Here is a 25,918-nt window from a genome sequence, read left to right as displayed (position 1 = left end):
CGGCGTTTGTTGATGTCCTGTGGAAGCTGTAGGTTGGTGTCATAGCAGACGAACGAAGCGTTCCTTTTTGGTCAAATGGAGAATTTTGTGAACCGTGTCTTGCCGCTTGCTTTCCTTCTCGCCCTCAGCGCTCCTGCCTTTGGCCAGGCTGTCGATGCCCAAGGTGCCAAGCAACTTTCCGATGAGCTCTCTCGCTATGTCGGCAAACAGGCGCTCAATGAAGGCATTTTGAAGATCTCAGCCGAGGAGGGTGCCTACAAGATCACCTTCGATGTGAAGGCGCTTGTGGCGAAGATGCCGAAGCAGGATCTGAAGCGGTTCGATTTCCCGCCCGTCACGCTGCGGGTCAAACCGCGCAGCGACGGAGGCTGGGATGTCGCCTCGGATTTCTCTACGACTGGGTCCATCGAGGTAAATGGCCCAAATGGCCTGAACACCGGGCAAATCGTTGTCAAGGATGGCAAGTTCACGGGCGTCTATGACCCGGAACTGGCGGCATTTACCAGCGGCACCAGTTCGATTGCGGGCATGACGATGACGTCGCGCCAAGTCAGTCAATTGACCGATTTGAGCGTGGGGCTGGGCTCTTCCAAAATTGACGCCAGGAAGTCGGCCAACGGCGGCGTCGATCTTAATTTCACACAGGCGATGGCGGACTTCGTCGAAACGGTCAAAATCGATGACCGGTCAATCGCAGCGCTCCGGGCACCGGAGCTCGCTGTGAACGTGACCGCTAAGGCCATTCAGACCAAGCCGCTTCTGGATCTTTTGGCGTTCGCCGTCGCCCATGAGGACGAGGCCCGGCTGAAGGCCGATCAAGCAGAGTTCAAAACGCTTCTGCTCGGTGCGCTGCCGCTATGGGAACGGATCGATGGGACCTACGCATTCAAAAACCTTGCCATTGAAACATATGCCGGCAATTTCGGCGCGGCGCAGCTGAACACCGTTGTCGGCATGGACGGCATCAGCAAGGACGGCAAGATCAGCTACGCATTCAAGGTTTCCGGCCTGACAATACCGCAGCAGATGCTGCCCAGTTGGACCGTTGCGTTGCTGCCGACGGATCTCGACCTGAATTTCGGCGGCGCCAACATCGATCTCGACAGTATGGCCAGGAAAACCATCGACACCCTCGATTTCAGCAAGGATCCACCGCTGCCGCCAGATTTCGGCGACGAGATTTCCGCCAATTTCCTGGCCAAGATACCAAAATTCGTTCTCGGGCACAGCACGGTGAAGAACGGCGACATCGAGGTCGCCATGGAGGGCGAAATGACGTTCCCCGGCAAGAAGCCGGATGCGAGCGTGACCGTCAACGTAACCGGCTACGACAAGATCGTTGAAACCTTGCAGGCGGCGGCTAAATCTGACCCGGAGGCCTCGCAGGCTTTCACAGGGGCGCTTGCGATTAAGGGATTCGCCAAGACGCTGCCGGACGGCCGTATCGAATGGGTGATCAACGCCAGGCATGATGGGTCGGTGACGGTCAACGGCGCGATGCTGAAGGGGCCTGATCCGGTCGGGGAAGACAACGCCGATCCGGATGCGATCCCTGGGACAGCAACGAAGCCTTGAGCACTGACCTCGGGGGCGGCTAACTCAGAGTCCCAGCGCGCTAGCAATCTTTGGCGCGGCCTCGTGCCAGTCCTCGACGGAGATGATGTCGTCCGGCACCGGCGGCAGGAAGGCGCGCAGCGAATTGTCGGCCATCAGGTGGAAGAGATGGGCGTCGGCAACCGAGTTGCGTGCCGAGATGAGGTTGGCGGGCTGGTCGTCGACAAAGGCTACCGGCCGGCCTCTGCTACCACGCAATTTGGCCACCGCTGGTCCCTTGGCCATTTCGGTGGTCAATAGCGGATAGGGCAGACCGAGCGCATCGAGATGGGCGCGGCGGGCGGCGCGATGCCGGTGCGGCATGGCGGTCAAAAGGACGATCTCGACGCGGTCGCTGAGGCTGGCAAGCGCTTGTTCGGCACCGTCGGTAACGCTCTGCCAGTCGGCCTGCGTATCGAAGAAATCTCCGAGAAGTGCCGTCACCTCCGGCTGTTCGATCAGCCGGCCGCTCGCCGTTTCGGCAATGTTGCCGGTGAGGCGGAAGGAGGCCAGCGTCAGGCCGAAGCCGCGCGATTTCAGGAAATGCGGAAACGGCCGGATGAATTCGAGCACAACATCGTCGACATCGAGGATCAGCAGAGGCCGGTCGTCGGCTGCAAGTTCGGCGATCTGGCGTGCCGTCTCGGGATCGTCGCTCATATCGAATGCTCATGGTCGTCGCCGCCAAGAGGCAGCGCGCGCAACGCCTTGCCGACTGAGGCCGGCGGAGTGTCGGTTTCCTCAGCAAAGCGCAGCAAGGTCGGCTCGTGGGCGAGGATGAACTGCAGCACGCCGGCAAGGAATCCCGGTTCGGCCGCGGCGCGGCGGATGGCGGACGCCTCGATGCCGGTGATGGCCAGGAAGCGCGGCAGGAGTTCGGGGTCGGCGGCGACGAAGCCCAGTGCCTTCACGGCAATGGTTTCCGCTTCCTCGCGCATTGACGCTGCGTTTGCCATCACTACTTTCTCGTTGCGGAAATGAGTCTCTTTTCCGCAGTAATCGCAAGCGTCGCCTGCGGCAAGCCACAGCCCCGATCCAATGTGGTTTTCGAGGTGGAATCCGAATGGCTTTTGCCGCTTCGGGTTTGCATTTCGTCAATCATATTGCCTTAAGAGTGAGCGAGGGTTTGGTGTGCTTCGACAAAGGCGCATAGCGGCAGGGCTTCGGGCAGAAGCCTGGCCGGGACGGGAAATCGATGCCTAAGAAGGTCATGATCGTCGAGGACAACGAGCTCAATATGAAGCTCTTTCGCGACCTCATCGAAGCCAGCGGTTATGAAACGGTGCGCACGCGCAACGGGCTCGAGGCGCTCGATCTGGCGCGCCAGCACAGGCCCGACCTGATCCTGATGGACATCCAGCTGCCCGAAGTGTCGGGGCTGGAAGTGACGAAATGGCTGAAGGAGGACGACGACCTCCATTCCATTCCGGTCATCGCCGTCACCGCCTTCGCCATGAAGGGCGACGAGGAACGCATTCGCCAGGGCGGTTGCGAGGCCTACATCTCCAAGCCGATCTCGGTGCCGCGTTTCATCGAGACCATCAAATCCTATCTCGGTGATGCCTGATGCCTTCAGCCGGAGCCTTGTGACATGACCGCGCGGATCCTCGTCGTCGACGACATCCCTGCCAATGTCAAACTTCTCGAGGTTCGGCTGCTGGCCGAATATTTCGAGGTGTTGACGGCCTCCAACGGGCCGGACGCGATCGAGGCCTGCGAAAACGGCAAGGTCGATGTCGTGCTGCTCGACGTGATGATGCCCGGCATGGACGGGTTCGAGGTCTGCAAGCGGCTGAAAAGCGATCCGGCGACCGCGCATATACCGGTGGTCATGGTGACCGCGCTGGGCCATGTTGCCGACCGGGTGCGCGGCCTCGAGGCAGGCGCCGACGACTTTCTCACCAAGCCGGTCAACGATCTGCAACTGATGACGCGGGTGAAGAGCCTGGTCAGGCTGAAGTCGCTGACCGACGAGCTGCGGCTGCGCGCATCGACCACCCGCAACATCGGCATCGAGGCGCTGTTGAGCCGCAGCTTCGCGTCGGAGGACGCCACGCCGAAGGTGCTGTTGATCGACGAGCGCAAATCGTCGGTTGAGCGCATCCAGAAAATGCTGCGCGGCAGCGCCGAGCTCGACATTGCCACCGATCCGCATGCCGGCTTCTTCCAGGCCGCCGAGGCGCCCTATGAGTGCGTGCTGATCTCGACCGGTTTTACCGATTTCGATCCGCTGCGGTTGTGTTCGCAATTGCGTTCGCTCGACCGCACCCGCTTCCTGCCGATCATCCTGATTGCCGACGAAGGCGAGGAGGGCCGCATCATCAGAGGCCTCGAACTCGGCATCAACGACTATCTGATGCGGCCGATCGACCAGCAGGAGCTGACGGCGCGGCTGCGTACCCAGGTGCGGCGCAAGCGCTATAACGATCAGCTGCGCGCCAGCGTCGCCCAGACCATCGAGATGGCGGTGACCGACGCATTGACCGGGCTGCACAACCGCCGCTACCTCGACAGTCATCTGCAGACGCTGTTCGACCGCGCCGTGGCGCGGCGGCGGCCTCTGTCGGTGATGATCACCGATCTCGACCGCTTCAAGACCGTAAATGACTCGCATGGCCATGATGGCGGCGACGATGTGCTGCGCGAGTTCGCAAGGCGGCTGCGCAAGAACGTCAGGGGCATCGACCTTGCCTGCCGCTTCGGCGGCGAGGAATTCGTCGTTGTGATGCCGGACACGGACGGCGCGGTGGCGGAGAAGGTTGCCGAGCGCATTCGCGCCGAAATCGCCCAGCTGCCGTTTGCCATCGGCCCTGAAGGCAAGGCGATCGAAGTCACGGTCAGCGTCGGCGTGTCATCGGTTCTGAAGGGCGCGGACACGGTCGCGGCGTTGATGAAACGTGCCGACGTGGCGCTCTACGAAGCCAAAAGTGGCGGCCGCAACCGGGTCGTCGCCAAGGCAGCGTAGGCTAGATCACCGATTATGCAGTCAATCGGACAGGGTTAGGAATTTACCTTAATCCAAGCGATTCGGCAGGCTTGGTTAAGAAACTATTGATTTTCAAACATTGTTGCGCAAATGTGCGGTGCAAGAACAAGGGCGATGCGGGCACGAGGGTAGACAGCCGCATCGCTTCGCCGAATACCCCATGATGCTCAGGTCCGCCGCATCTCCTGGGTCCGTGGGGTCGGCCGGCCGGCGCTGGCACATAGTGGCCTCCTCGTACCGCTGCCATACGCCGACCGGCCCCCTTTTTTGCCAAAAAATGAGATGAGCACTTCGCGCCAAACAGCGGAGGGTTCTGGCTTTCGGGGCCTTGAATCAAAAACGCCGCCCGAAGGGGCGGCGCTTTTGACAGAGCGTATGAAAACCAGATTACTTGATCTTGGTTTCCTTGAACTCGACATGCTTCTTGGCGACCGGGTCGTATTTGCGGAACGACAGCTTGTCGGTCTTGGTACGGCTGTTCTTGCTGGTCACGTAGAAGAAACCGGTGTCGGCGGTCGACAGAAGCTTGATCTTGATGTTTGCGGCTTTGGCCATTGTATCAGTCCGTTATGTTCGTGGGGTTCTGGCCGCTGGAGCGGGGGAAAACACCCGGACGCGGGAAACTTGGCGCGACACATAAAGAACGTGCCCGGAAAGTCAAGCCCGACGCCTTGCCTCTGTCGTAAGCACATGAGTTGTCCGGATTAGGTAGCACGTGAGTTGTCCGGTTTTATCATCGGCGCGATGGAGGCTGAGGACGAGACGGACAGCATGGCTATGGGCCGGCGAATGCCGGGACGCAGCGAAGCGGCGGGTTGGGCAGGGTGGATTGTCACCCCCGCCCAATTCTTCGCAGGCTCAGGGCGTTCGAATCTCGAAAAACCAAGCAATTGGCTTTTCGTCCGCTACGGACCGCTTCTCACCTCACAACGGGAGAAGGTAAGGCCGGTGCTTCCCCTCAGCGGGGCCGGATTTCTAGGCTTCTTCCTTAACTGGAAGCGCTTTCTTCCAGTCCCCGGTGGTGTTCCACCAGCGATTCGGATTGGCGCGGTCGTCCAGGCCCTTGGAGCGGCTGGCGAGGATTGGCTGGATGCGGATCACCGGCTCCTGGTAGGAATGCGCCTGGAAAATCGCCTCGACGACGCGGGCGGCGAGCGCCTGGTCGTCGGGCAACTCGAACGAGACCTCGACGGTGCCGGGGCGGCGGCGCAGTTCGGTTTCGACGCCGGCGGCTGCACCTTCCAGCGGTCGGTAGCGTTCGATGCCGTGCGCGGTTTGATAGGCGTTGCGGTCGTATTTGCCCATTGCCAGCGGCGCGATCGCGACCACGGCGTCCATGATGCGGTCGACATCGGCTGCCGGGGCCTGGAAGCTGACAAGCAGCAGAAGCGTCATGCGCAGAGATGTGGTTTCAAAGCCGCTGTCGATCATCGCCGTATCCTCAAACTCGGGTTTTTTGGGACACCCTTTTAGCTGAGGTCTCCTGACACGGTTCTGTCAGCAGCGGCGACATCCCGTCAGGATTGCGCAGGCTGGCGACGGACAGGCTACCAGATATTGCGGACCAGCCTGGCGCTGACCAAGGCGATATAGGCGGCAAAGAACAGGCCGAGCGACCAGCCGAAGCCGGAGGGCCCGAAGGCATCCATGCCGATGCCGATCGCCTGCGGGCCAAGCACCATGCCGACGCCGTAGCAGAGCACGAAGGCGGCATTGGCCGAGGCCAGTTCATGGCCGGAGAGCTGCGAGCCCAGATGGGCAAGGCCGATCGTGTACATGGCGGCCACCACGCCGCCCCAGACGAACAGAAGCGCCGCCATCAGGTGCCAATTGCCGGCGAAGAACGGCATGAAGATGGTGCCGGCAAGTCCGACCGTGGCACAGGCCAAAAGCAGATAGCGGCGGTCTGAGACGCGGTCGCTGATCATGCCGATAGGGATCTGCAACAGCACGTTGCCGAGGCCGATCATGGTGAGCAGGAGGGCTGCATCCGCCTCGGAATAGCCGATGCGGTTGCCATAGACGGGGAACAGCGCAAAGCCGCCGGTCTCGACGGCGCCGAACACCAGCACGGCGGCGGTCGCTGTCGGCACCAGCCAGATGTAGCGCAGGAAGTTGCTGGTTTCGCCGTCAACCACGATTGTGGGACTTTCATTCCGTGCGGCCAGCACCGGGATTGCGGCCAGCGCGACCAGGACGATGATGACGCCAAACGGCAAGAAGCCGGTGCTGCCGATATGGGCGAAGATCCATGGCCCGGCGGCGAAGCCGAGCGACAGCACTGTGGCGTAGATGCCGAGCACCAGGCCGCGCCGGCGCGGCGGCGCCGAGGTGCTGATCCAGAATTCCGACAGGATGAACAGCACCGTCAGCGCGATGTGCAGCACGACGCGTAGTGGGAACCACATCCAGAAGTCCGGCGCGAAGTGGAAGCCGACAAAGGCGAGCGCGCCGGCGGCGATCATGGCGATCATCGTCCAGGCGACGCCGAAGCGCATCGCCAGCGGCGTGGCCAGCGGGGCGCCGGCGATCGAGGCGAGGCCGGCGACCGCGGTGTTGAGGCCGATCATCGATGCCGAGTGGCCGCGGCTCTCGAGAATAACGCTGAGCAGCGGCATGCCGAGGCCTATGGCGATGCCCACGACGCTGATCGACGAGATCGCGGCGATCATAGGTAGCCAATGTACGCGCTCGTCGCCCTCTTGCTGGGTATCGACCGTCATGTGATGCCTGAATACTCTGTTTGTTTGATATTGCGTAATTCCGGACGGAAAACCGCGTCACACTTTTCCTGGAATTGCTCTAAAGAATTTCGCGAACGAAGCGGTTGCGGAAAAGCCGGTAGAACGGCACGGACCCACCGGGTCGCAGGCGCGGATCGTCGGCAAGCCGCGTCTCCAGCTCCTGCAAGATCGTTCGGGTGATGTCGGGGATATCGGCCTCTCTGGCCTTGGCAAGCGGCAGCCAGACCAGTTCTTCCAGCTCATTGGTCGGGCCGCCACCCGGCAGTTCCACGGCGACATCGCTGCGCCAGGCGCTGAAGAAGCGGGTGTCGAAACGACGCACGCGATTGGGCGGGGTGATGGCGCGGGCGATGAAGCGCAGCGGCGCCAGCGAAGGCTGGACGCCGTGCTCGACAAAGCCCTGCCAGTCGCGTTTGTCGGTTGCGAACGAGCCTTTGCTGCCGATGAGCAGGCCGGCTTCCTCATAAGTCTCGCGGATGGCCGAGAGCGCGATGGCACGGGCCCGCGACGGGCTGATGCGGCCGACGCCGGCAGTCAGCCTGGCTTCTTCCTCCGGGAGCAATGGGGTGGCAACGGCAATGCGGCTGTCGGCCGAATCGGTGCGGCCGCCGGGAAAGACGAACTTGCCGGGCATGAAGGCGTGGCCTGCATGGCGCCGGCCCATCAGCACCAGAATCTCGTCGCCCTCGCGGTCGAGCAGGATCAGGGTGGCGGCATCGCGCGGGCGTATGGGCAGGCCGCTGTGGGCGGCTGCGCCACGGTCCATCCTGCTGACTTCCGCCTTGGTCATACCTTCCATGCGCAGGACCTAGCGGAAACTTCTGGCAAACGAAAGTGGCCTTTCACGGTCGGCATGTTGCGCCAGGCGACATTGCCCTGACGCAAACTAGGTTCCGGGATGCGGCTCGGTGCCGTCTTTTTCGCCGCCGAAGCCGTGCATATAGAGCGCCCATTGCAGTCCGATGACGGCGCCCTTGACCGGTTGCAGCAGAGCGACCGACAACACGATGGTCAGCGGCACCCAAATGGCGATGTGCTGCCACATGGAGAGCGTCGAGGTCGCCTCAACGCCCATGAAGGCGCCGAGAACGATGTGGCCGACAATGACGATGACGAGATAAGCGGGCAGGTCGTCGGCGCGGTGGTGGTGGAACTCCTCACCGCACACGGCGCATTTGTCGACACTTTTGGTGAAGCCGGCGAACAACCTGCCTTCGCCGCAATGCGGGCAGCGGCCAAGGGCGCCGCGCTTCATCGCCGTCCACAGCGGGCGGGCGACTCGGCCCGAATGATGTTCGCCGCCGAAAACCTGCTTCTGGATTCCCATTTCGCTTGCCATTATCGTCTCCTGCCGCGCGACCCCGGGCGCGATTGCGACGCGCGGGCGCGGCCTTTTGCCTTGTGAAACGACCGTTTGGAGCCGGGCAGGGGCTTCGGGTCGGTCAGCATCTCGAAACGCATCGCGCCGGCCATAGGCGCCACCTCGATCAGGCGAACCTCGACGCGGTCGGCAAGCTGATAGCCCTTGCCGGTGCGTTCTCCGAACAGCGATCGCGCGGTTTCGTCATATATATAGTAATCGCCATCCAGACTTGACACCGGGATGAAGCCATCTGCGCCAAACTGCGGCAATTGGACAAATAGTCCCGATTTGGTGACGCCCGAAATGCGGGCGTCGAAGCGGTCGTCGATGCGCTCGGCGAGGTAGGCGGCGATCAGCCGGTCGACGGTGTCGCGCTCGGCCGCCATGGCGCGGCGCTCGGTGCCCGAGATCAGCACCGCGACGTCTTCCAGCCGCGTCTCTTCGTCCTGCGTCAGCCCGCCGGGGCCGAGCCCAAGTGCGGCAATCAGCCCGCGATGCACGATCAGATCGGCATAGCGGCGGATCGGCGAGGTGAAATGCGCGTAGCGCTTCAGGTTGAGGCCGAAATGGCCGATGTTCTTGGGCGAATATTCGGCCTGACTCTGCGAGCGCAGCACCACTTCGTTGACCAGCCCCTCATTGTCGGCGCCACGCACGCGCTCGAGAATGCCGTTGAACTGGGCGGGCCGCATCTGCGCGCCACGCGCCAGCGACAGGCCGAGCGTCTGCAGGAACTCGCGCAGCAATTCCTGCTTGGCCAGCGACGGCGCATCGTGGACGCGGTAGACCAGCGCCTGCTTCTTCGCTTCCAGCGTTTCGGCGGCGGCGACATTGGCCTGGATCATGAATTCTTCGATCAGCTTGTGGGCGTCGAGCCGCTCCGGGACGACGACGCGGTCGACGGTGCCGTCCGGCTTGAGCAGGATCTTGCGCTCGGGCAGATCAAGCTCGAGTGGCTGGCGGCCATCGCGGCCGCGCTTGAGGATGGCGTAGGCGTCCCACAGCGGCTTCAGCACCGTATCGAGGATCGGGCCGGTCTTGTCGTCAGGAAGGCCGTCTATCGCGGCCTGGGCCTGCGGATAGGCGAGCTTTGCCGCCGATTTCATCATGACGCGGTGGAAGGTGTGACGCAGCTTGCGGCCATCGGCGGCAAAAATCATGCGCACGGCAAGCGCGGGACGGTCCTGGCCTTCGCGCAGCGAGCACAGGTCGTTGGAGATGCGCTCTGGCAGCATCGGCACGACGCGGTCGGGGAAATAGACAGAATTGCCGCGTTTCAGCGCCTCGCGATCGAGTGCGGTGCCATAGCGGACATAGGCTGCAACATCGGCGATCGCCACCGTGGCGATCACGCCGCCGGGGTTCTTCTCGTCGAGGTCGGGCGTGGCGAAGACGGCGTCGTCATGGTCCTTGGCGTCGGCCGGGTCGATGGTCACCAGCGGCAGGTCGCGCCAGTCCTCGCGGTGAGCAAGCGTCGCCGGTTTTACCGCCTCGGATTCGGCGATGACGTCGGCCGGGAAGATATGCGGAATGTCGTGCGCGTGGATGGCGATCATCGAGACCGCCTTTTCGCTGGTCAGCGAGCCCAGCACCGCCAGCACTTTTGCGCGCGGCAAACCATACCGGGAGGCCCGCGCGGGCTCGACCTCGACAAGGTCGCCGTTCCTGGCGCCGTTCTGGAATTCCTTGTCGACGATCAGTTCGGGCTGGCGACGTTCGACCGGCTCGATGCGGAAGGTGCCGTCCCTCAGTATCCGGAAGACGCCCAGCACGGCATCGGTGCGCTTCTCGAAAATCTTCATCACGCGGCCGGTATAGGCAGGCCCGGTCGCATCGTCGGTCGGGAAGGTCTTGGCCAGCACACGGTCGCCGATGCCCGGCTGCGGGCCATTGCCGCCGCGCGAGACGCGGATCGAGACGACGGGCGGTTCGCCGGTGCCTACGGGCTCGGCAGGATGCGCCAGCAGGATGCCGTCGCCATCGCGGCCAAAAATGTCGAGTACGGCGACATGCGACAAGGCGCCGACACGGGCCAGCCGTTTGCGCTCCTTGGTCAGGATGCCTTCGTCCTGCAGGTCGCGCAGGATGTCCTTCAGCCAAATGCGGTCGTCGCCGCGCAAGGCAAACGCCTTGGCGATGTCGCGTTTTCCCGCGCGGTCGGGGTTCTCGGCGATGTAGCGCAGGATTTCGTCACGCGACGGGCGATAGTCGTCCTTGACCTTGGCGCGGGTATCGGCGGTGCGCGGATCGCCGTGGCTTCTACCGGTGATCCTGCGCGCCACGCTGCTATCCCTTTTTCTTCGCCGCCGGCTTCTTGGTCGCCGATTTCTTGGCTGTGGTTTTCTTGCCAGTGGTTGTCTTGCCAGTGGTTGTCTTGGCTGCGGGGGCCTTGGCGGCTGCCGCCTTGCGGAACGGCTTCTTGCCGCCGCCGCCCTTGGCTTCCTTCTCGGCAATCAGCGCCACCGCGTCCTCGACGGTCACCGACTGCGGATCCTTGCCCTTGGGCAGTGTCGCGTTGACCTTGCCGTAGTTGACATAGGGCCCGTATTTGCCATCGCGCACGACGATCTTGCCGCCGCCATCGGGATGGTCGCCGAGTTCCTTCAGCGCGGCAGCAGTGCCGCCATTGCGGCCGCCCTTGCCCTTCAGCTGCTTCTCGGCGATCACGGTGACAGCGCGGTTGAGGCCGATCGAGAACACATCCTCTATGCTGTCGACATTGGCATAGGTGCCATCATGCAAAACGAACGGACCATAGCGGCCAAGCCCGGCGGAGATCATCTTGCCGGATTCAGGATGCTTGCCGATATCGCGCGGCAGCGACAGCAGCGCCAAGGCCTTTTCATGGTCGATCGAGTCGGGCGTCCAGCCCTTGGGCAGGCTGGAGCGCTTGGCTTCCTTGCCGTCGCCGCGCTGGATATAAGGACCGAAGCGGCCTGAGCGCAGCGTGATTTCCTCTGCTGTGTAGGGATCGTTGCCGAGCACCTTGGTGGCGTCCTCGCCGCCGCCATTCTCGCCATTCGGGTTGGCGGCATCGCCGAGTTGGCGGGTAAAGGAACATTCCGGATAATTGGAGCAGCCGACGAAGGCGCCGAACTTGCCGAGTTTCAGCGACAGATTGCCGGAGCCGCATTTTGGGCAGATGCGGGGATTCGAGCCATCCTCCCGCGCGGGGAACACCAGCGGCGCCAGTTCCTCGTTCAGCGCATCGAGCACGTCGGTGACGCGCAGTTCCTTGATGTCGGCGACGGCGCCGGAAAAGTCTTTCCAGAAGTCGCGCAGCACGTCCTTCCAGGCGAGCTTGCCGTCGGAAATCTCGTCAAGCTTTTCCTCGAGTGAGGCCGTAAAGTCGTATTCGACATAGCGCTCGAAGAAGCTTTCGAGGAAAGCCGACAGCAGCCGGCCCTTGGCCTGCGGCACCAGCCGGCGCTTGTCGATGGTGACGTAGTCGCGGTCTTCCAACGTCTTCAGGATCGCGGTGTAGGTCGACGGACGGCCGATGCCGAGCTCTTCCAGCTTCTTGATCAGCGACGCCTCGGAGTAGCGCGGCGGCGGCTCGGTGGTGTGCTGGGTGGCATTGATCGCCTGACGGGCCAGCTGCTCGCCGGCACGGATCTCGGGCAGACGACGGTTTTCCTCGTCTTCGGCGTCGTCGTCCTTCTGGTCGGTGTAGGCGGCGATGAAGCCGTCGAAGCGAACGACGGAACCGACGGCGCGAAGCTCCGCGGTGCGAGCGCCATTGACCGCCTCGATTTCGACCGTGGTACGCTCGATCTCGGCCGACTGCATCTGGCTGGCGATGGCGCGCTTCCAGATCAATTCGTAAAGCCGCAGCTGGTCGGAATCGAGATACTGCCTGACCGAAGCCGGCGTGCGCATGAAATCGGTCGGGCGGACCGCCTCGTGCGCTTCCTGGGCATTCTTGGCCTTGGCTGTGTACTGGCGCGGCTTTTCCGGGAGGTATCTTGGGCCGAATTCCTTGGCGATGGTGTCGCGGGCGGCGTCGATCGCCTCCGGCGCCATCTGCACGCCGTCGGTTCGCATATAGGTGATCAGGCCGGTGGTCTCGCCGCCGATCTCCATGCCTTCATAGAGGCGCTGCGCCACCTGCATGGTGCGCGTCGCCGAAAAGCCGAGGCCCGACGATGCCGCTTGCTGCAGCGTCGAAGTGGTGAAGGGCGGGCCAGGATTGCGCCGCGTCGGCTTGGCTTCCACCGACAGAGCCTTGAAGGTCGCGCCTTCGAGCATGCCCTTGATATCGTCGGCCTGCGCCTTGCTGGCGATGTCGAGCTTCTGCAGCTTCTTGCGCTCGAACGCGGTCAGCCGCGCCTCGAAGCTGTCGTTACGTGGCGTGCCGAGGAGGGCAGCGATCTGCCAGTATTCCTCGCGGACGAAACGTTCGATTTCGGATTCGCGGTCGCAGACCAGGCGCAGCGCCACCGACTGGACGCGGCCGGCGGAACGGGCGCCCGGCAATTTGCGCCACAGCACCGGCGACAGCGTGAAGCCGACGAGATAATCGAGTGCGCGGCGAGCCAGATAGGCATCGACCAATGGCGCATCGATCTGGCGCGGATTGGCCATCGCTTCCAGCACCGACGACTTGGTGATGGCATTGAAGACGACGCGGCTGACCGGCTTGTCCTTCAATACCCGCTTCTGCTTGAGCACCTCCAGCACGTGCCAGGAAATGGCTTCGCCCTCGCGATCCGGATCGGTGGCGAGGATCAGGCCATCGGCATCCTTGACCGCGTTGGCGATGTCGGTGAGACGCTTTCCGGAAGCGGTGTCGACCGCCCAGGACATGGCGAAGTCCTCGTCGGGACGCACCGAACCATCCTTGGCCGGCAGATCGCGGACATGGCCGAACGAGGCCAGAACCTTGAAGTTCTTGCCGAGATACTTGTTGATTGTCTTTGCCTTGGCCGGCGATTCGACGACGACGACGTCCATGAGGTCTCATATCAGCTGTGGGGCGGCAGAAGAATTCCGCTGCGTGACGCATTCAATTGGTCGCTCACATGGCCGCGCTTTTGCGATCGGTCAAGGGCAAGCGGCCAAAATGCGGAGGCGTGTGCCGCAATACACTCTTAGAGTGTATGGAGAAGATCACAAAATTTTTGTCTGGGACGGTTCGTGTTTCGAGCCACCGGGAAAGGCGCCGCGACCAGTTCGTGCTGCCCGTAAATGCCGAACTGGTCGCCGGGTCGCTTGGAGCCGGCGGCCAGCCGAGTCCCGCCGATGGGGTGCGGGATAGAGGTTCGGACGATCAGTCGGCCTTGACGATGTGCCAGACTTCGCCGACGCCGTCGCCGGTGATGTCACCGGCCTTCTTGTCCTTGATGAAGGTGTAGACCGGCTTGCCGTCATAGGCCCACATCTTGGTGCCGTCAGTGCGGTCGACGATGGTCCATTCGTCGTCCGCCTTGGCGCCGTCCTCGGCCTTCAGCGGCGGCCAGTTGGTGGCGCATTTGTCGTAGCAGTTGGTCTTGCCCTTCTCGTCCTTGTCATAGGTATAGAGCGTCATGCCATTGGCATCGGTGTAGATCTTGGTGCCACCGACTTCCGCTTCCTTCCACGCTTCGGCGGCGAAGGATGCGGCGGTGCTGAGCAGAAGGGCGGCCAGGCCGACGGTGATCGTTTTCATGGAAATCTCCCTGGTGATCCGACGAAGCGCGCAGAAATCGCGGCTTCGCTCTGTGAACGTTCCGCGAGGGATATTTCTTCCCCGGCTTGGTCAACTTGGGATTGGCCGACAACAATTCGTCCGGCCGGATCGTATCTGTAGCCAAATTCCACACGATGGTGATTGGCGAACACGATTTTGCGTCGCTATATCGGCGCCAGGGAATCTGGAGTTCTGGAATGCCATTGGACATCGGCTATGTCAGCGCGGTCGGAGCGGGGGCGATCTCGTTCCTGTCGCCTTGCGTGCTGCCGCTGGTGCCTCCCTATCTCTGCTACATGGCCGGCGTATCGGTCGACGATTTTCGCGGTGACGATGCTGGCGTCACGGCCAAGGCCGGCGCCCGCGGCGCGCTCATCTATTCCTCGCTCGCCTTCGTACTCGGTTTCTCCACCGTGTTCGTGGCGCTTGGCGCCGGCGCCTCGACCATCGGCCACTGGCTGCGCGTCTGGCAGGAGCCGCTGGCGATTGCGGCCGGGGTGCTGATCGTCCTGATGGGGCTGAATTTCCTCGGCATCCTGCGCATACCACTTCTGTCGCGCGAGGCGCGCTTTCAGTCGCAGGGCAAGCCTGCCAGCATGGTCGCCGCCTATGTCATGGGGCTGGCCTTCGCCTTTGGCTGGACGCCGTGCATCGGCCCGGTGCTGGGGCCGATCCTGACCTTGGCCGGCGGCCGCGAGACGGTGGGCGAGGGCGCTCTTCTGCTTGCCGCCTATTCGCTTGGCCTCGGCATTCCGTTCCTGATTGCTGCCCTGTTCTCCGGCGCCTTCATGCGCTTCCTCGGCAAATTCCGCGTCCATCTCGGCCGCGTCGAAAAGGCGATCGGCGCGCTGCTGGTCGTCGCCGGCGTGTTCTTCCTCACCGGTGGCGTGCAGACGGTGTCCTACTGGCTGCTCGAGAATTTTCCGGTGCTGGGCCGGCTGGGGTAGCGATCCGCTGATCGAGAGTGAACTGCCTCATCACCTCACCGGAATTTAACCCCATTGGTGCAGCATGACGCCAGATGCTACCACTCTGCGATTCCTGATCCCATTTCATACGGTTGTCCTTCCATGAGCCAGAGATCCTGCTTGTCCGTCATTCTCGCCGCCGGTGAAGGCACGCGCATGAAGAGCGCTCTGCCCAAGGTGCTGCACCAGATCGCCGGACTGCCGATGGTCGCCCATGTGGTGAAAGCGGCCGAGGCCGCCGGCGCCCGCAGCCAGGCGCTGGTGATCGGCCATGGCGCCGATGATATGCGCAAGGCGGCGGCGAAATTCGCGCCCAAGGCCGAGACCTTCGTGCAGGAGAAGCGGCTCGGCACTGCGCATGCCGTGCTGGCTGCGCGCGATGCGATATCAAAGGGTTATGACGATATTCTCGTGATGTTCGGCGACACGCCGCTGATCGATGCTGAAGCCCTGGTGGCCGCGCGGCAAAAGCTTGCCGATGGCGCGGTCGTCGTAGTGATCGGTTTCCGTCCGCCCAGCCCGACCGGCTATGGCCGGCTGATCGAAAAGGGCGGCAAGCTCACCGCCATCCGCGAGGAGAAGGACTGCTCCGCCGAGGAAAAGAAGATCGGCTTCTGCAATGCCGGCATGATGGCGGTGGCGGGCAAGCATGCGCTCGACCTGCTCGACCAGGTTGGCAACAAGAACGCCAAGGGCGAGTACTATCTCACCGACATCGTCGAGATCGCCAGTGCGAAAGGGCTCGATGTCGTTGCCACCGAAACCAGCTTCGAGAGTGCGCTCGGCATCAACAACCGAGCCGAACTGGCGCAGGCGGAAAACATCTGGCAGACGCGTCGCCGGCACGAGGCGATGCTGTCGGGCGTAACGCTGATCGCGCCGGAGACCGTGTATTTCTCGCACGACACCGAAATCGGCGCCGATACGATCGTCGAGCCCAATGTCTGGTTCGGACCGGGCGTGAAAATTGCAACCGGCGCCAAGATCCACGCTTTCAGCCACATCGAAGGCGCAACCATTGCCTCCAACTGCGATGTCGGGCCGTTCGCGCGGCTGCGGCCGGGTGCCGATCTTCGCAACAAGGCCAAGGTCGGCAATTTCTGCGAGGTCAAGCAGGCGGTCATCGAGGAGGGCGCCAAGGTCAATCATCTGACTTATATCGGCGATGCCCGTGTGGGCGCGGGGGCCAATATCGGCGCCGGCACCATTACCTGCAACTATGACGGCTACTCGAAGTTTTTCACCGACATCGGCGAGGGCGCCTTCATCGGTTCGAACTCGTCGCTGGTGGCGCCGGTTACGATCGGCAAGGGCGGCTACATCGCCTCGGGTAGCGTCATAACCGAAAGCGTGCCGGACGATGCGCTGGCCTTCGGCCGCGCCCGCCAGAAGACCATTCCCGGCAAGGGCAAGGAATTGCGCGAGCGCTTCGCGTCTGCCGCAGGGGCGAAGAAAAAGGCCGGCACCGGCCATTAACCGCCGAAGCAATTGAACAACCGAGGAATTGCGGTAACCGGATTGCAAGAGCGGTGTGTCATGGTGCATCGGGTTGAGAAGCGTTCCGTTACAGCAGACGAAACGCAAAGTGACTTTCGCGGCGGGCCGGCAATCCCTAGATAGCGCTGGTTTTCCATCGGGACTGGTTTTCCAGGTGAATCGGGGGCAGGCGCATGTGCGGTATCGTCGGAATTGTCGGCCAGAGCCAAGTCGCGCCGCTCATTGTCGATGCTTTGAAGCGGCTTGAATATCGTGGCTATGACTCCGCCGGAGTCGCCACCGTCGAGAAAGGTGCGCTCGGCCGCCGCCGCGCCGAAGGCAAGCTCATCAACCTCGAACGCCGGCTGAAGGAAGAACCGCTCGACGGCACCATCGGCATCGGCCACACGCGATGGGCGACCCATGGCGTGCCCAACGAGACCAACGCCCATCCGCATTTTTCCAACGGCGTCGCCATCGTTCACAACGGCATCATCGAGAATTTCGCCGAGTTGCGCGATGAGCTGATCCGCGACGGCTATTCCTTCTCGTCGCAGACCGACACCGAGGTCGTAGCACATCTGGTGGCGCGCGAACTCGCCAAGGGGTTGAAGCCGATCGAGGCGGCGCATCAGGCGCTGAAGCGGCTGGAAGGCGCCTTTGCTCTGGCCATCATGTTCACCGGCGACGAGGACCTCATCGTCGGCGCCCGCAATGGCCCGCCGCTGGCCGTCGGCCATGGCGATGGCGAGATGTTTCTGGGCTCCGACGCCATCGCGCTGGCGCCCTTCACCAATTCCATCACCTACCTTGAAGACGGCGACTGGGCGGTGGTGCGCCGCGATGGCGTCACCATCTTCGACATCGACGGCAAAGAGGTTGCCCGCAAGCGCCAGCAATCACTGTCGACCAGCTTCATGGTCGACAAGGGCAACCGCCGCCATTTCATGGAAAAGGAAATCCATGAACAGCCCGAAGTGATTTCGCATACGCTGGCGCACTATGTCGATTTCGTCTCCGGCGTGTCGAAGCCGCTGGAACTGCCGTTCGACTTCGCCAAGATCGGCCGGCTGGCGATCTCGGCCTGCGGCACCGCCTATCTAGCCGGCCTGATCAGCAAATACTGGTTCGAGCGCTATGCGCGGCTGCCGGTCGACATCGATGTCGCCTCGGAATTCCGCTACCGCGAAATGCCATTATCCGCTGATGATGCCGCCTTCTTCATCTCGCAGTCCGGCGAAACCGCCGACACGCTGGCCTCGCTGCGCTATTGCCGCAAGGCGGGCATGAAGATCGGCGCCATCGTCAATGTGCGCGAATCGACCATGGCGCGCGAATCCGACGTCGTGCTGCCGACGCTGGCCGGGCCAGAGATCGGCGTCGCCTCGACCAAGGCTTTCACCTGCCAGCTCTCGGTGCTGGCCTCGCTGGCGGTGCGCGCCGGCGTGGCCCGCGGCACGATCTCGAAGGATGAGGAAAAGACGCTGGTGCGCGCTCTTTCGGAGGCGCCGCGCTACGCCAACCATGTGCTCAAGCTCGAGGAGCAGATCGAGCGCATTGCGCGCGAAATCTCGCGCTACAAGGACGTGCTCTATCTCGGCCGCGACACCAATTTCCCGCTGGCCATGGAAGGCGCACTGAAACTCAAGGAAATCTCCTACATCCACGCCGAGGGCTACGCCGCGGGCGAGCTGAAGCATGGGCCTATCGCGCTGATCGACGAGAACATGCCGGTCATCGTCATCGCGCCGCATGACCGTATCTTCGAAAAGACCGTGTCGAACATGCAGGAAGTGGCGGCGCGCGGCGGCAAGATCATCCTGATCACCGACGCCAAGGGCGCGGCGCAGGTCAGCGTCAAGACGATGGAGACGATCATCCTGCCCGACGTGCCGGAAATCATCTCGCCGATCATCTACGCGCTGCCGATCCAGATGCTGGCCTACTACGCCGCCGTGTTCATGGGCACCGACGTCGACCAGCCGCGCAATCTAGCGAAATCGGTGACGGTGGAGTAGTCGGCGCTCATCGGGGGTCTTAAAAACTTCGCAGTTCCAAAGCGCCGTCCGCTTCACTAGTGTGGCGCTGCAACCCGCGCCCCCGGTGAACCATGTCCGATGCTCCCAGAACTTCCGGCATGACCCGGCTGAGGAACTATTTCCTCACAGGCTTTATCGTCTGCGCGCCGCTGGCGATCACCGCCTATATCGCCTGGTCGTTCGTCGGCTGGGTCGATTCCTGGGTGAAGCCGTACATTCCGGCGCGCTACAGCCCCGACACCTATTTGCCGTTTCCGGTGCCCGGCTTCGGCCTGATCGTGGCGCTCGTGCTGATCACGCTGATCGGCTTCATGACCGCCAACATCGTCGGCCGCGCGATCGTCAATTTCGGCGAACGGCTGCTTGGCCGTATGCCGCTGGTGCGCGGCATCTACGGTTCGCTGAAGCAGATATTCCAGACGGTGCTTTCGAACAAGGGTGATATGTTCCGCCAGGTCGGGCTGGTCGAATATCCGCGAAAAGGCGTCTGGTCGCTGGTGTTCGTCGCCAGCGAGAAGGAAACCGAGATCAACCAGAAGCTCGACCATGCAGGCGACCCGATGATCGCCGTGTTCATGCCGTGCACGCCGAACCCTACCACCGGTTTCCTGATGTACGTGCCGAAATCCGACATCGTGCTGCTCGACATGACGATTGAGGACGGCGCCAGGCTGATCGTCTCGGCCGGGCTGGTGGCGCCCGAAGTCAAGCCGAAAATGGTGACTATGAACGGCCAGCCGATCGACGGAGATCTCGCCAACCCGCCGCTTGGCGGGATGATCGCCGAGGGCGCTCAGCCGGCGCGCAAGAGCCGTACGGCCTCGTCGCGGCCGAACAAATAGAGCAGCAGGCGCAGCGCCTCGCCGCGCTCAGACTGTAGTTCCGGGTCGCGCGACAGGATCAGCCTTGCATCGTCGCGGGCTGCTTCGAGCAAGTCGGCGTGCACCTCGATGCGCGCCACCTGGAAGCCCGGCGTGCCGGACTGGCGGGTGCCGAGCAATTCGCCTTCGCCGCGCAGCTTCAGATCCTCTTCGGCGATCAGGAAACCGTCCTCGGTCTCGCGCATCACCGACAGCCGGCGCTTTGCCGTCTCGCCGAGCGGGTCCTTGTAAAGCAGCACGCAGGAAGAAGGCTTGTCGCCGCGCCCGACGCGGCCGCGCAGCTGGTGCAGTTGCGCCAGGCCAAAACGCTCGGCATGCTCGATGACCATGATCGTGGCGTCCGGCACGTCGACGCCGACCTCGATAACGGTGGTGGCGATCAGGATGCGGGTTTCGCCGGCCTTGAAGGCGCGCATCGCCTCGTCCTTTTCGGCGCCCCTCATGCGGCCATGGACGAGGCCGATGCGATCGCCGAACAAGGGCTGCAGCGAGGCAAAACGGTCCTCGGCCGACATCAGCTTGATCTCTTCGGATTCCTCGACCAGCGGGCAGATCCAGTAGATCTTCTGGCCGTCGGCAACGGCATCAAGCATGCGCCCGACCAGCTCGTCCAGCCGTTCCAGCGGCAGCGTGACGGTGCGGATCGGCTGGCGGCCAACCGGCTTTTCCGTCAGCTTGGAGACGTCCATGTCGCCGAAGGCGGTCAGCACCAGAGTGCGCGGGATCGGCGTCGCCGTCATCACCAGCATGTCGGGGGCGTCGCCCTTGGCGGTGATGGCAAGCCGCTGGTGGACGCCGAAGCGGTGTTGCTCGTCGACCACGGCAAAGACGAGGTCGTGATAGGTCACCGTTTCCTGGAACAGCGCATGGGTGCCGACGACGATGTCGATCTCGCCGCTGGCGAGACCTGATAGCGTTTCAGTGCGTTCGCGGCCCTTTTCGCGGCCGGTCAGGATAGCGACGCGCAGGCCGGCCTGTTCGGCCAGCGGCGTGATTGTCGCCAGATGCTGGCGCGCCAGGATTTCGGTCGGCGCCATCAAGGCCGCCTGGCCGCCGGCCTCGACTGCGCGCCCCATGGCCAGCAGCGCCACTACCGTCTTGCCGGAGCCGACATCGCCTTGCAGCAGGCGCAGCATGCGATCGGGGTCGGCCAGATCGGCATTGATTTCGGCAAGCGCGAATTCCTGGCTGCCGGTCAATGAATACGGCAGGGCTGCGCGCAGTTTCTCGACGATGCGACCGTCGCCGATGAGCGGCCGGCCCGACAGCCGGCGCACTTTTGCCCGCACCAATGCCAGCGAGACTTGGCCGGCGAGAAGCTCGTCATAGGCAAGGCGGCGCCATGCCACCCCCTCGATGGCGACATCGATCGGGTCCGCGGGATAGTGGATGCGGGCGAGCGCGTCGGCGAAGGCGGGGAAAGTCTGCTTGCGCATGAAGGCGCCGTCCTGCCATTCCGGCAATTCCGGCAGCCGGCCGAGCGCCTGGCCGATGGCGCGGCGCAGCACCTTGCCCGACAGGCCGGCGGTCAGCGGATAGACCGGTTCGACCAGCGGCAGTGTTTCCGCCTCGCTCACCAGGGCGATATGGTCGGGATGGACCATGGTCGGGCGGCCGTTGAACCACTCCATGCGGCCGGAGACGACGACATGCTCGCCCACCGGCATCGCCTTTTCGAGATAGGCGGCATGGGCGTGGAAGAAGATCAGGCCGATCTCGCCGGTGTCGTCATGGGCATAGACGCGGTAAGGCACCGACCGGTTGCCGCGCGGCGGCGGCTGGTGGCGGTCGATGCGCACGTCGAGCGTGACGATGGCGCCGGCCGGCGCAAGCGCGATGCCGGGACGATTGCGACGGTCGATGACGGTGTGCGGCAGCACGAACAACAGGTCGCCCGCGCGCGCCGGCCGTTCGCCGAGATCGGCCGCCACCACCTTCTCGATCAGAGCGCCAACCTTGGGGCCGACGCCGGCAAGCGAAGTGATGGGGACGAAGAGAGGGTCGAGGAGGGAGGGGCGCATGCCTTTACCCTCCCCCCTGTGGGGAGGGTCGATCCGCGAAGCGGAGCGGGGTGGGGGTAGGTGCGCGTCTAACTTTCGAGGAAGTCGGTAGGTCAGCGCCGCACCCCCACCCCGTCTCACTCGCTTCGCTTTGCGAAGCGTGCTCGCCGACCCTCCCCACAAGGGGGAGGGTGAAGTGCGGGTGGTGTCCGGCACCAGCGTTGTCAGGAGTGTTCTTCACACCCGGGATGTTTAGCCGCCCACCCGTGCGTTGCAAGGCTGACACCGCCCTCTATCCACGCTATATGCGCCGCACCAAGCAAGGATGCGGCACGATGACCGGGACGAAACGATCAAGCGAGGGGCTGGATATCAGGCGCCGCAAGCTGTTGTTCCGCTCCTGGCATCGCGGGATGCGCGAGATGGACCTTATCCTCGGTACGTTTGCCGACAACGAGATCGGCGCCTTGACCGGCGATGAAATCGACCAATATGAAAGGCTGCTCGACATTCCCGACACCGAATTCCTGCCCATGGTCACCGGCGAACGCCCGGTTCCCAGGAATATCGACTGTGCCGTCCTGCAAAAGATCCTGGCATCGCGCCGGACCATGACATTTTAAACGTGCAACCATGAGCCTCATTCCCAAAATCGGTCTGCCGAAAGGCCATGCCGGCCAGTTCATCGTCGACGGCGTTGCCGATGGCTACGAAGCCTTTGCGCTGGTGCAGGCGATCCATGAGATTGCGCCTGACAAACCGGTGCTGTTCGTGGCGCGCGACGGCCAGCGCCTGCCGTCGATCATCGAGGCGCTGACCTTTGCCGCCCCCGGCCTGCCGGTGCTGGAGTTGCCGGCCTGGGATTGCCTGCCCTATGACCGCGTTTCGCCAGGCTCCGATGCCGCTGCCAAGCGGCTCGACGCCCTGACGGCGATGATCGCGCTGGCAAAAAAGCCGCATCGCGCGGTCATCCTGACCACTGCCAATGCGCTGCTGCAGCGCATTCCGCCGGCCGATCTGGTCGAAGCGCAGACTTTCCACGCAAAGCCCGGCAACCAGATCGACATGAACGCGCTGGTGTCCCGGCTGGAGATTTCCGGCTTCGAGCGGGTGCCGACGGTGCGCGGTATCGGCGAATTCGCCGTGCGCGGCGGCATCCTCGACCTCTACGCACCCGGCTGGACGGAAGCACTGCGGCTCGATTTCTTCGGCGACACGCTGGAATCGATCCGCGTCTTCGACGCCGCCACGCAGCGCACCACCGGCCAGCGCAAGTCGATGGCGCTGCAGGCGATGAGTGAAGTGGCGCTGACCCCCGAAACCATCAGCCGCTTCCGCCGCTCCTATATCGAAGCCTTTGGCGCGCCGCAGCGCGACGACGGCCTTTATGCGGCGGTGAGCGAAGGGCGACGCTTTGCCGGCATGGAGCACTGGCTGCCGCTGTTCTACGAGCGGCTGGAGACAGTGTTTGATTATCTGCCGGATGCGCCTGTCATCTTCGACCATCTGGCGCACGAAGCGCTGGCTGAGCGTCACACGCTGATCCTCGACCATTACGAAGCGCGCCGCAAACAGGCCGACGCCGCGTTGAAAGACGCCGTGCCGTACAAGCCGGTGGCGCCGGACCTGCTCTATCTCTCGCCGGAAAACCTCGTGGCGTCGCTCGGACCGCGCGAAGCCATCGACTTCACCGCCTTCGACGCGCCCGATGTCGGGGCCAAGAAGGTCTTCCATGGCGGCTCGCGCCATGGCCGCAGCTTTGCCGAGGAACGGGCTGACCCAAACATCAACGTCTTCGATGTCGTCGTAAAACACATCGCTGACGAGCGCGCGGCGCGCCGCCGGGTCATCGTCGCCGGCTGGACCGAAGGCTCGCTCGACCGGCTTGGCCAGATCCTGGGCGAGCACCATCTCGGCAATCTCGTGCCGGTGGCGACGCTGGCCGAGGCGGAAAAGCTCGAGCCGGGGCAGGCGGCACTCGCCGTGCTGCCGCTGGAGTCCGGCTTCGAGACCGAACAGCTGGTTGTCGTCGCCGAGCAGGACATTCTGGGCGACCGGCTGATCCGCCGCTCGAAGCGCAAGAAGCGCGCGTCGGATTTCATCGCCGAGGCCTCGTCGCTGTCGGCCGGCGACATCGTCGTCCACGCCGATCACGGCATTGGCCGCTTCATCGGCCTGCGCACCATCGAGGCGGTCGGCGCGCCGCATGACTGCCTGGAAATCCACTATGCCGGCGACGACCGGCTGTTCCTGCCGGTGGAAAACATCGAGCTTCTGTCGCGCTACGGCTCTGACACAGCCGAGGCGACGCTGGACAAGCTCGGCGGCGGCGCCTGGCAGTCGCGCAAGGCGCGGCTGAAGAAGCGCCTGCTCGACATGGCCGGACAGCTGATCCGCATTGCCGCCGAGCGCCAGATGCGTACCGCGCCGCCCATGGTGCCGGCGGAAGGGCTTTACGGCGAATTCTCGGCGCGCTTTCCCTACGAGGAGACCGACGACCAGCAGGGCGCGATCGATGCCGTCGTGGACGATCTCGGCGCCGGCAAGCCGATGGACCGGCTGATCTGCGGCGATGTCGGCTTCGGCAAGACGGAAGTGGCGTTGCGCGCCGCCTTCATCGCGGCGATGGAAGGGTTCCAGGTCGCGGTCGTGGTGCCGACGACGCTGTTGTCGCGCCAGCATTTCAAGACCTTTTCGCAGCGCTTCTCCGGCCTGCCGATCCGCGTCGGCCAGGCCTCGCGGCTGGTCGGCGCCAAGGAACTGGCGGAAACCAAGAAAGGCATCGCCGAGGGGCAGGTCGACATCGTCATCGGCACCCATGCACTGCTCGGGTCGGCGATCTCGTTCAAGAATCTCGGCCTGCTGATCATCGACGAGGAGCAGCATTTTGGCGTCAAGCACAAGGAACGGCTGAAGGACCTCAAGACCGACGTCCACGTGCTGACGCTGTCGGCGACGCCGATCCCGCGCACGCTGCAGCTTGCCTTGACCGGCGTGCGCGAACTGTCGCTGATCGCCACGCCGCCGATCGACCGCATGGCGGTGCGCACCTTCATCTCGCCTTTCGACCCGCTGGTCATCCGCGAGACGCTGCTGCGCGAACGCTATCGCGGCGGCCATTCCTTCTATGTCGTTCCGCGCATCAGCGATCTCGCCGAAATCCATGACTTCCTGCGCGAATCCGTCCCCGAGCTGAAGGTGGCGGTGGCCCATGGCCAGATGCCGCCGGGCGAACTCGACGACATCATGAACGCCTTCTATGACGGCCAGTACGACGTGCTGTTGTCGACCACCATCGTCGAGTCCGGGCTCGACATTCCGACCGCCAACACGCTGATCATCCATCGCGCCGATATGTTCGGCCTGTCGCAGCTCTACCAGCTGCGCGGCCGCGTCGGCCGTTCCAAGGTGCGGGCATATGCGTTGTTCACGCTGCCGGCCAACCGCAAGCTCACCGACACGGCCGAGCGCCGGCTGAAGGTGCTGCAGTCGCTGGACACGCTTGGCGCCGGGTTCCAGCTCGCCAGCCACGACCTCGACATCAGGGGCGCCGGCAACCTTCTGGGCGAAGAGCAATCCGGTCATATCAAGGAGGTCGGATTCGAGCTCTACCAGCAGATGCTGGAGGAGGCGGTGGCCGAGGTGAAGGATTCCGGCGAGGTCCAGGACGGCGGCTGGTCGCCGCAGATCGCTGTCGGCACGGCTGTCATGATCCCGGAAAGCTACGTGCCGGACCTTCAGCTCAGGCTGGCGCTCTACCGCCGCCTTGGCGATCTCGAAAACACCGAGGAGATCGATGCTTTCGGCGCCGAGCTGATCGACCGCTTCGGCCCGCTGCCGGAGGAAGTGAAGCATCTGCTCAAGATCGTCTTCATCAAGGCACTCTGCCGCAGGGCCAATGTCGAAAAGCTCGATGCCGGCCCCAAGGGCGTCGTCATCCATTTCCGCAAGCGCGAGTTTTCCAACCCGGTCGGGCTGGTCAAGTACATCGGCGAACAGGGCTCGCTGGCCAAGATCAGGGCCGACCACAGCGTGGTCTTCATCCGCGACTGGCCGACAGCCGAGAAGCGTCTGGCGGGCTCGGCTGTCGTCATGACCCAGCTGGCGCGGCTGGTGGAGAAGGCCGCATAGCCCGCCGGCTACCATTCGCCAGCGCTTGAATTCCGGTCTAGAATAGGAAATCGGCTTCGTGTATGGAGC

The 25,918-nt window shown here is 63.5% G+C and carries 20 protein-coding genes; 9 read left to right on the top strand and 11 right to left on the bottom strand.

The features are described from left to right. Positions 1–87 precede the first annotated feature (87 nt). A complete protein-coding gene (locus tag NKI15_RS15130; RefSeq protein ID WP_023681575.1) occupies positions 88–1,575 on the top strand; it encodes a hypothetical protein in 1,488 nt (495 codons plus the stop codon). 24 nt (positions 1,576–1,599) lie between these two features. On the opposite strand, the gene NKI15_RS15125 is transcribed toward NKI15_RS15130, so the two are convergent. Both NKI15_RS15125 and NKI15_RS15120 read right to left on the bottom strand, forming a co-directional pair. Continuing rightward, positions 1,600–2,253, bottom strand: coding sequence for a hypothetical protein (locus NKI15_RS15125; RefSeq protein ID WP_023681574.1), 654 nt, complete (start codon positions 2,251–2,253; stop codon positions 1,600–1,602). Further along, positions 2,250–2,549, bottom strand: coding sequence for a DUF3572 domain-containing protein (locus NKI15_RS15120; RefSeq protein WP_023688310.1), 300 nt, complete (start codon positions 2,547–2,549; stop codon positions 2,250–2,252). Before NKI15_RS15120 ends, NKI15_RS15125 begins: the two co-directional genes overlap by 4 nt. A gap of 239 nt (positions 2,550–2,788) precedes the next feature. On the opposite strand from NKI15_RS15120, the gene NKI15_RS15115 reads away from it, so the two are divergent. Continuing rightward, a complete protein-coding gene (locus NKI15_RS15115; RefSeq protein WP_023667574.1) occupies positions 2,789–3,160 on the top strand; it encodes a response regulator in 372 nt (123 codons plus the stop codon). A 24-nt stretch (positions 3,161–3,184) separates the two neighbouring features. Further along, positions 3,185–4,558 (top strand): PleD family two-component system response regulator, encoded by a 1,374-nt coding sequence (locus NKI15_RS15110; RefSeq protein WP_352514842.1) that lies wholly within the window; start codon positions 3,185–3,187, stop codon positions 4,556–4,558. Positions 4,559–4,966: 408 nt separating this feature from the next. Here the strand turns inward: NKI15_RS15110 and rpmG are convergent, their stop codons facing one another. From rpmG to NKI15_RS15070, 8 genes are all read right to left on the bottom strand, one after another. Next, positions 4,967–5,134, bottom strand: coding sequence for a 50S ribosomal protein L33 (gene rpmG, locus NKI15_RS15105; RefSeq protein WP_006201775.1), 168 nt, complete (start codon positions 5,132–5,134; stop codon positions 4,967–4,969). Positions 5,135–5,554: 420 nt separating this feature from the next. Beyond that, positions 5,555–6,010, bottom strand: a complete 456-nt coding sequence (locus NKI15_RS15100; protein WP_352511631.1) for a YqfO family protein — start codon at positions 6,008–6,010, stop codon at positions 5,555–5,557. 116 nt (positions 6,011–6,126) lie between these two features. Beyond that, complete coding sequence (locus NKI15_RS15095; protein ID WP_352886276.1) at positions 6,127–7,302, bottom strand: MFS transporter; 1,176 nt, start codon at positions 7,300–7,302, stop codon at positions 6,127–6,129. A 79-nt stretch (positions 7,303–7,381) separates the two neighbouring features. After that, positions 7,382–8,122, bottom strand: coding sequence for an NUDIX hydrolase (locus NKI15_RS15090; RefSeq protein ID WP_023741455.1), 741 nt, complete (start codon positions 8,120–8,122; stop codon positions 7,382–7,384). Positions 8,123–8,209: 87 nt separating this feature from the next. Further along, positions 8,210–8,662 (bottom strand): DUF983 domain-containing protein, encoded by a 453-nt coding sequence (locus tag NKI15_RS15085; RefSeq protein ID WP_031194788.1) that lies wholly within the window; start codon positions 8,660–8,662, stop codon positions 8,210–8,212. Next, on the bottom strand, positions 8,662–10,968 hold the full coding sequence (gene rnr, locus NKI15_RS15080; RefSeq protein WP_352514843.1) for a ribonuclease R: 2,307 nt from the start codon (positions 10,966–10,968) through the stop codon (positions 8,662–8,664). Before rnr ends, NKI15_RS15085 begins: the two co-directional genes overlap by 1 nt. Positions 10,969–10,972: 4 nt before the next feature. Then, positions 10,973–13,639: a type I DNA topoisomerase gene (gene topA, locus NKI15_RS15075; protein ID WP_352514844.1), complete on the bottom strand. Its 2,667-nt coding sequence runs from the start codon at positions 13,637–13,639 to the stop codon at positions 10,973–10,975. A 316-nt stretch (positions 13,640–13,955) separates the two neighbouring features. Next, complete coding sequence (locus NKI15_RS15070; protein ID WP_023725729.1) at positions 13,956–14,333, bottom strand: COG4315 family predicted lipoprotein; 378 nt, start codon at positions 14,331–14,333, stop codon at positions 13,956–13,958. 218 nt (positions 14,334–14,551) lie between these two features. Between NKI15_RS15070 and NKI15_RS15065 the strand changes: the two genes are divergently transcribed. The 4 genes from NKI15_RS15065 to NKI15_RS15050 all read left to right on the top strand — a co-directional run bounded on the left by NKI15_RS15065 (position 14,552) and on the right by NKI15_RS15050 (position 19,679). Beyond that, the gene (locus tag NKI15_RS15065; RefSeq protein WP_023822967.1) at positions 14,552–15,301 is read left to right on the top strand and encodes a cytochrome c biogenesis CcdA family protein; all 750 of its coding nucleotides are present in this window, start codon (positions 14,552–14,554) and stop codon (positions 15,299–15,301) included. Positions 15,302–15,424: 123 nt separating this feature from the next. After that, a complete protein-coding gene (gene glmU, locus NKI15_RS15060; RefSeq protein WP_352514845.1) occupies positions 15,425–16,798 on the top strand; it encodes a bifunctional UDP-N-acetylglucosamine diphosphorylase/glucosamine-1-phosphate N-acetyltransferase GlmU in 1,374 nt (457 codons plus the stop codon). Between the two features lie 194 nt (positions 16,799–16,992). Further along, positions 16,993–18,816, top strand: coding sequence for a glutamine--fructose-6-phosphate transaminase (isomerizing) (gene glmS / locus NKI15_RS15055; RefSeq protein ID WP_023822965.1), 1,824 nt, complete (start codon positions 16,993–16,995; stop codon positions 18,814–18,816). Between the two features lie 92 nt (positions 18,817–18,908). Next, positions 18,909–19,679 carry a DUF502 domain-containing protein gene (locus NKI15_RS15050; protein WP_031199028.1) on the top strand — a complete coding sequence of 257 codons (771 nt, stop codon included), beginning with the start codon at positions 18,909–18,911 and terminating at the stop codon, positions 19,677–19,679. On the opposite strand, the gene recG is transcribed toward NKI15_RS15050, so the two are convergent. Further along, positions 19,631–21,739 carry an ATP-dependent DNA helicase RecG gene (recG, locus tag NKI15_RS15045; RefSeq protein WP_352514847.1) on the bottom strand — a complete coding sequence of 703 codons (2,109 nt, stop codon included), beginning with the start codon at positions 21,737–21,739 and terminating at the stop codon, positions 19,631–19,633. The two genes, NKI15_RS15050 and recG, sit on opposite strands and share 49 nt — an antisense overlap. A 314-nt stretch (positions 21,740–22,053) precedes the next feature. On the opposite strand from recG, the gene NKI15_RS15040 reads away from it, so the two are divergent. After that, positions 22,054–22,341, top strand: coding sequence for an FAD assembly factor SdhE (locus NKI15_RS15040; RefSeq protein ID WP_023681561.1), 288 nt, complete (start codon positions 22,054–22,056; stop codon positions 22,339–22,341). A gap of 10 nt (positions 22,342–22,351) precedes the next feature. Beyond that, positions 22,352–25,849 (top strand): transcription-repair coupling factor, encoded by a 3,498-nt coding sequence (mfd, locus tag NKI15_RS15035; RefSeq protein WP_352514848.1) that lies wholly within the window; start codon positions 22,352–22,354, stop codon positions 25,847–25,849. Positions 25,850–25,918: the final 69 nt, after the last annotated feature.

This window comes from Mesorhizobium sp. M0862, from assembly GCF_040319795.1.
Lineage (GTDB): Bacteria > Pseudomonadota > Alphaproteobacteria > Rhizobiales > Rhizobiaceae > Mesorhizobium.
This window is presented reverse-complemented; position numbering and strand designations above follow the sequence as displayed.

Bases quoted from the DNA above. Each gene is read 5' to 3' on its own strand.
- NKI15_RS15085 (WP_031194788.1), bottom strand. From the start codon at position 8,662: ATGGCAAGCGAAATGGGAATCCAGAAGCAGGTTTTCGGCGGCGAACAT.
- NKI15_RS15115 (WP_023667574.1), top strand. From the start codon at position 2,789: ATGCCTAAGAAGGTCATGATCGTCGAGGACAACGAGCTCAATATGAAG.
- rpmG (WP_006201775.1), bottom strand. From the start codon at position 5,134: ATGGCCAAAGCCGCAAACATCAAGATCAAGCTTCTGTCGACCGCCGAC.
- NKI15_RS15095 (WP_352886276.1), bottom strand. From the start codon at position 7,302: ATGACGGTCGATACCCAGCAAGAGGGCGACGAGCGCGTACATTGGCTA.
- NKI15_RS15050 (WP_031199028.1), top strand. From the start codon at position 18,909: ATGTCCGATGCTCCCAGAACTTCCGGCATGACCCGGCTGAGGAACTAT.
- glmU (WP_352514845.1), top strand. From the start codon at position 15,425: ATGAGCCAGAGATCCTGCTTGTCCGTCATTCTCGCCGCCGGTGAAGGC.
- NKI15_RS15040 (WP_023681561.1), top strand. From the start codon at position 22,054: ATGACCGGGACGAAACGATCAAGCGAGGGGCTGGATATCAGGCGCCGC.
- recG (WP_352514847.1), bottom strand. From the start codon at position 21,739: ATGCGCCCCTCCCTCCTCGACCCTCTCTTCGTCCCCATCACTTCGCTT.
- NKI15_RS15090 (WP_023741455.1), bottom strand. From the start codon at position 8,122: ATGGAAGGTATGACCAAGGCGGAAGTCAGCAGGATGGACCGTGGCGCA.
- glmS (WP_023822965.1), top strand. From the start codon at position 16,993: ATGTGCGGTATCGTCGGAATTGTCGGCCAGAGCCAAGTCGCGCCGCTC.
- NKI15_RS15125 (WP_023681574.1), bottom strand. From the start codon at position 2,253: ATGAGCGACGATCCCGAGACGGCACGCCAGATCGCCGAACTTGCAGCC.
- NKI15_RS15120 (WP_023688310.1), bottom strand. From the start codon at position 2,549: ATGGCAAACGCAGCGTCAATGCGCGAGGAAGCGGAAACCATTGCCGTG.
- mfd (WP_352514848.1), top strand. From the start codon at position 22,352: ATGAGCCTCATTCCCAAAATCGGTCTGCCGAAAGGCCATGCCGGCCAG.
- NKI15_RS15070 (WP_023725729.1), bottom strand. From the start codon at position 14,333: ATGAAAACGATCACCGTCGGCCTGGCCGCCCTTCTGCTCAGCACCGCC.
- topA (WP_352514844.1), bottom strand. From the start codon at position 13,639: ATGGACGTCGTCGTCGTCGAATCGCCGGCCAAGGCAAAGACAATCAAC.
- NKI15_RS15110 (WP_352514842.1), top strand. From the start codon at position 3,185: ATGACCGCGCGGATCCTCGTCGTCGACGACATCCCTGCCAATGTCAAA.
- NKI15_RS15100 (WP_352511631.1), bottom strand. From the start codon at position 6,010: ATGATCGACAGCGGCTTTGAAACCACATCTCTGCGCATGACGCTTCTG.
- NKI15_RS15065 (WP_023822967.1), top strand. From the start codon at position 14,552: ATGCCATTGGACATCGGCTATGTCAGCGCGGTCGGAGCGGGGGCGATC.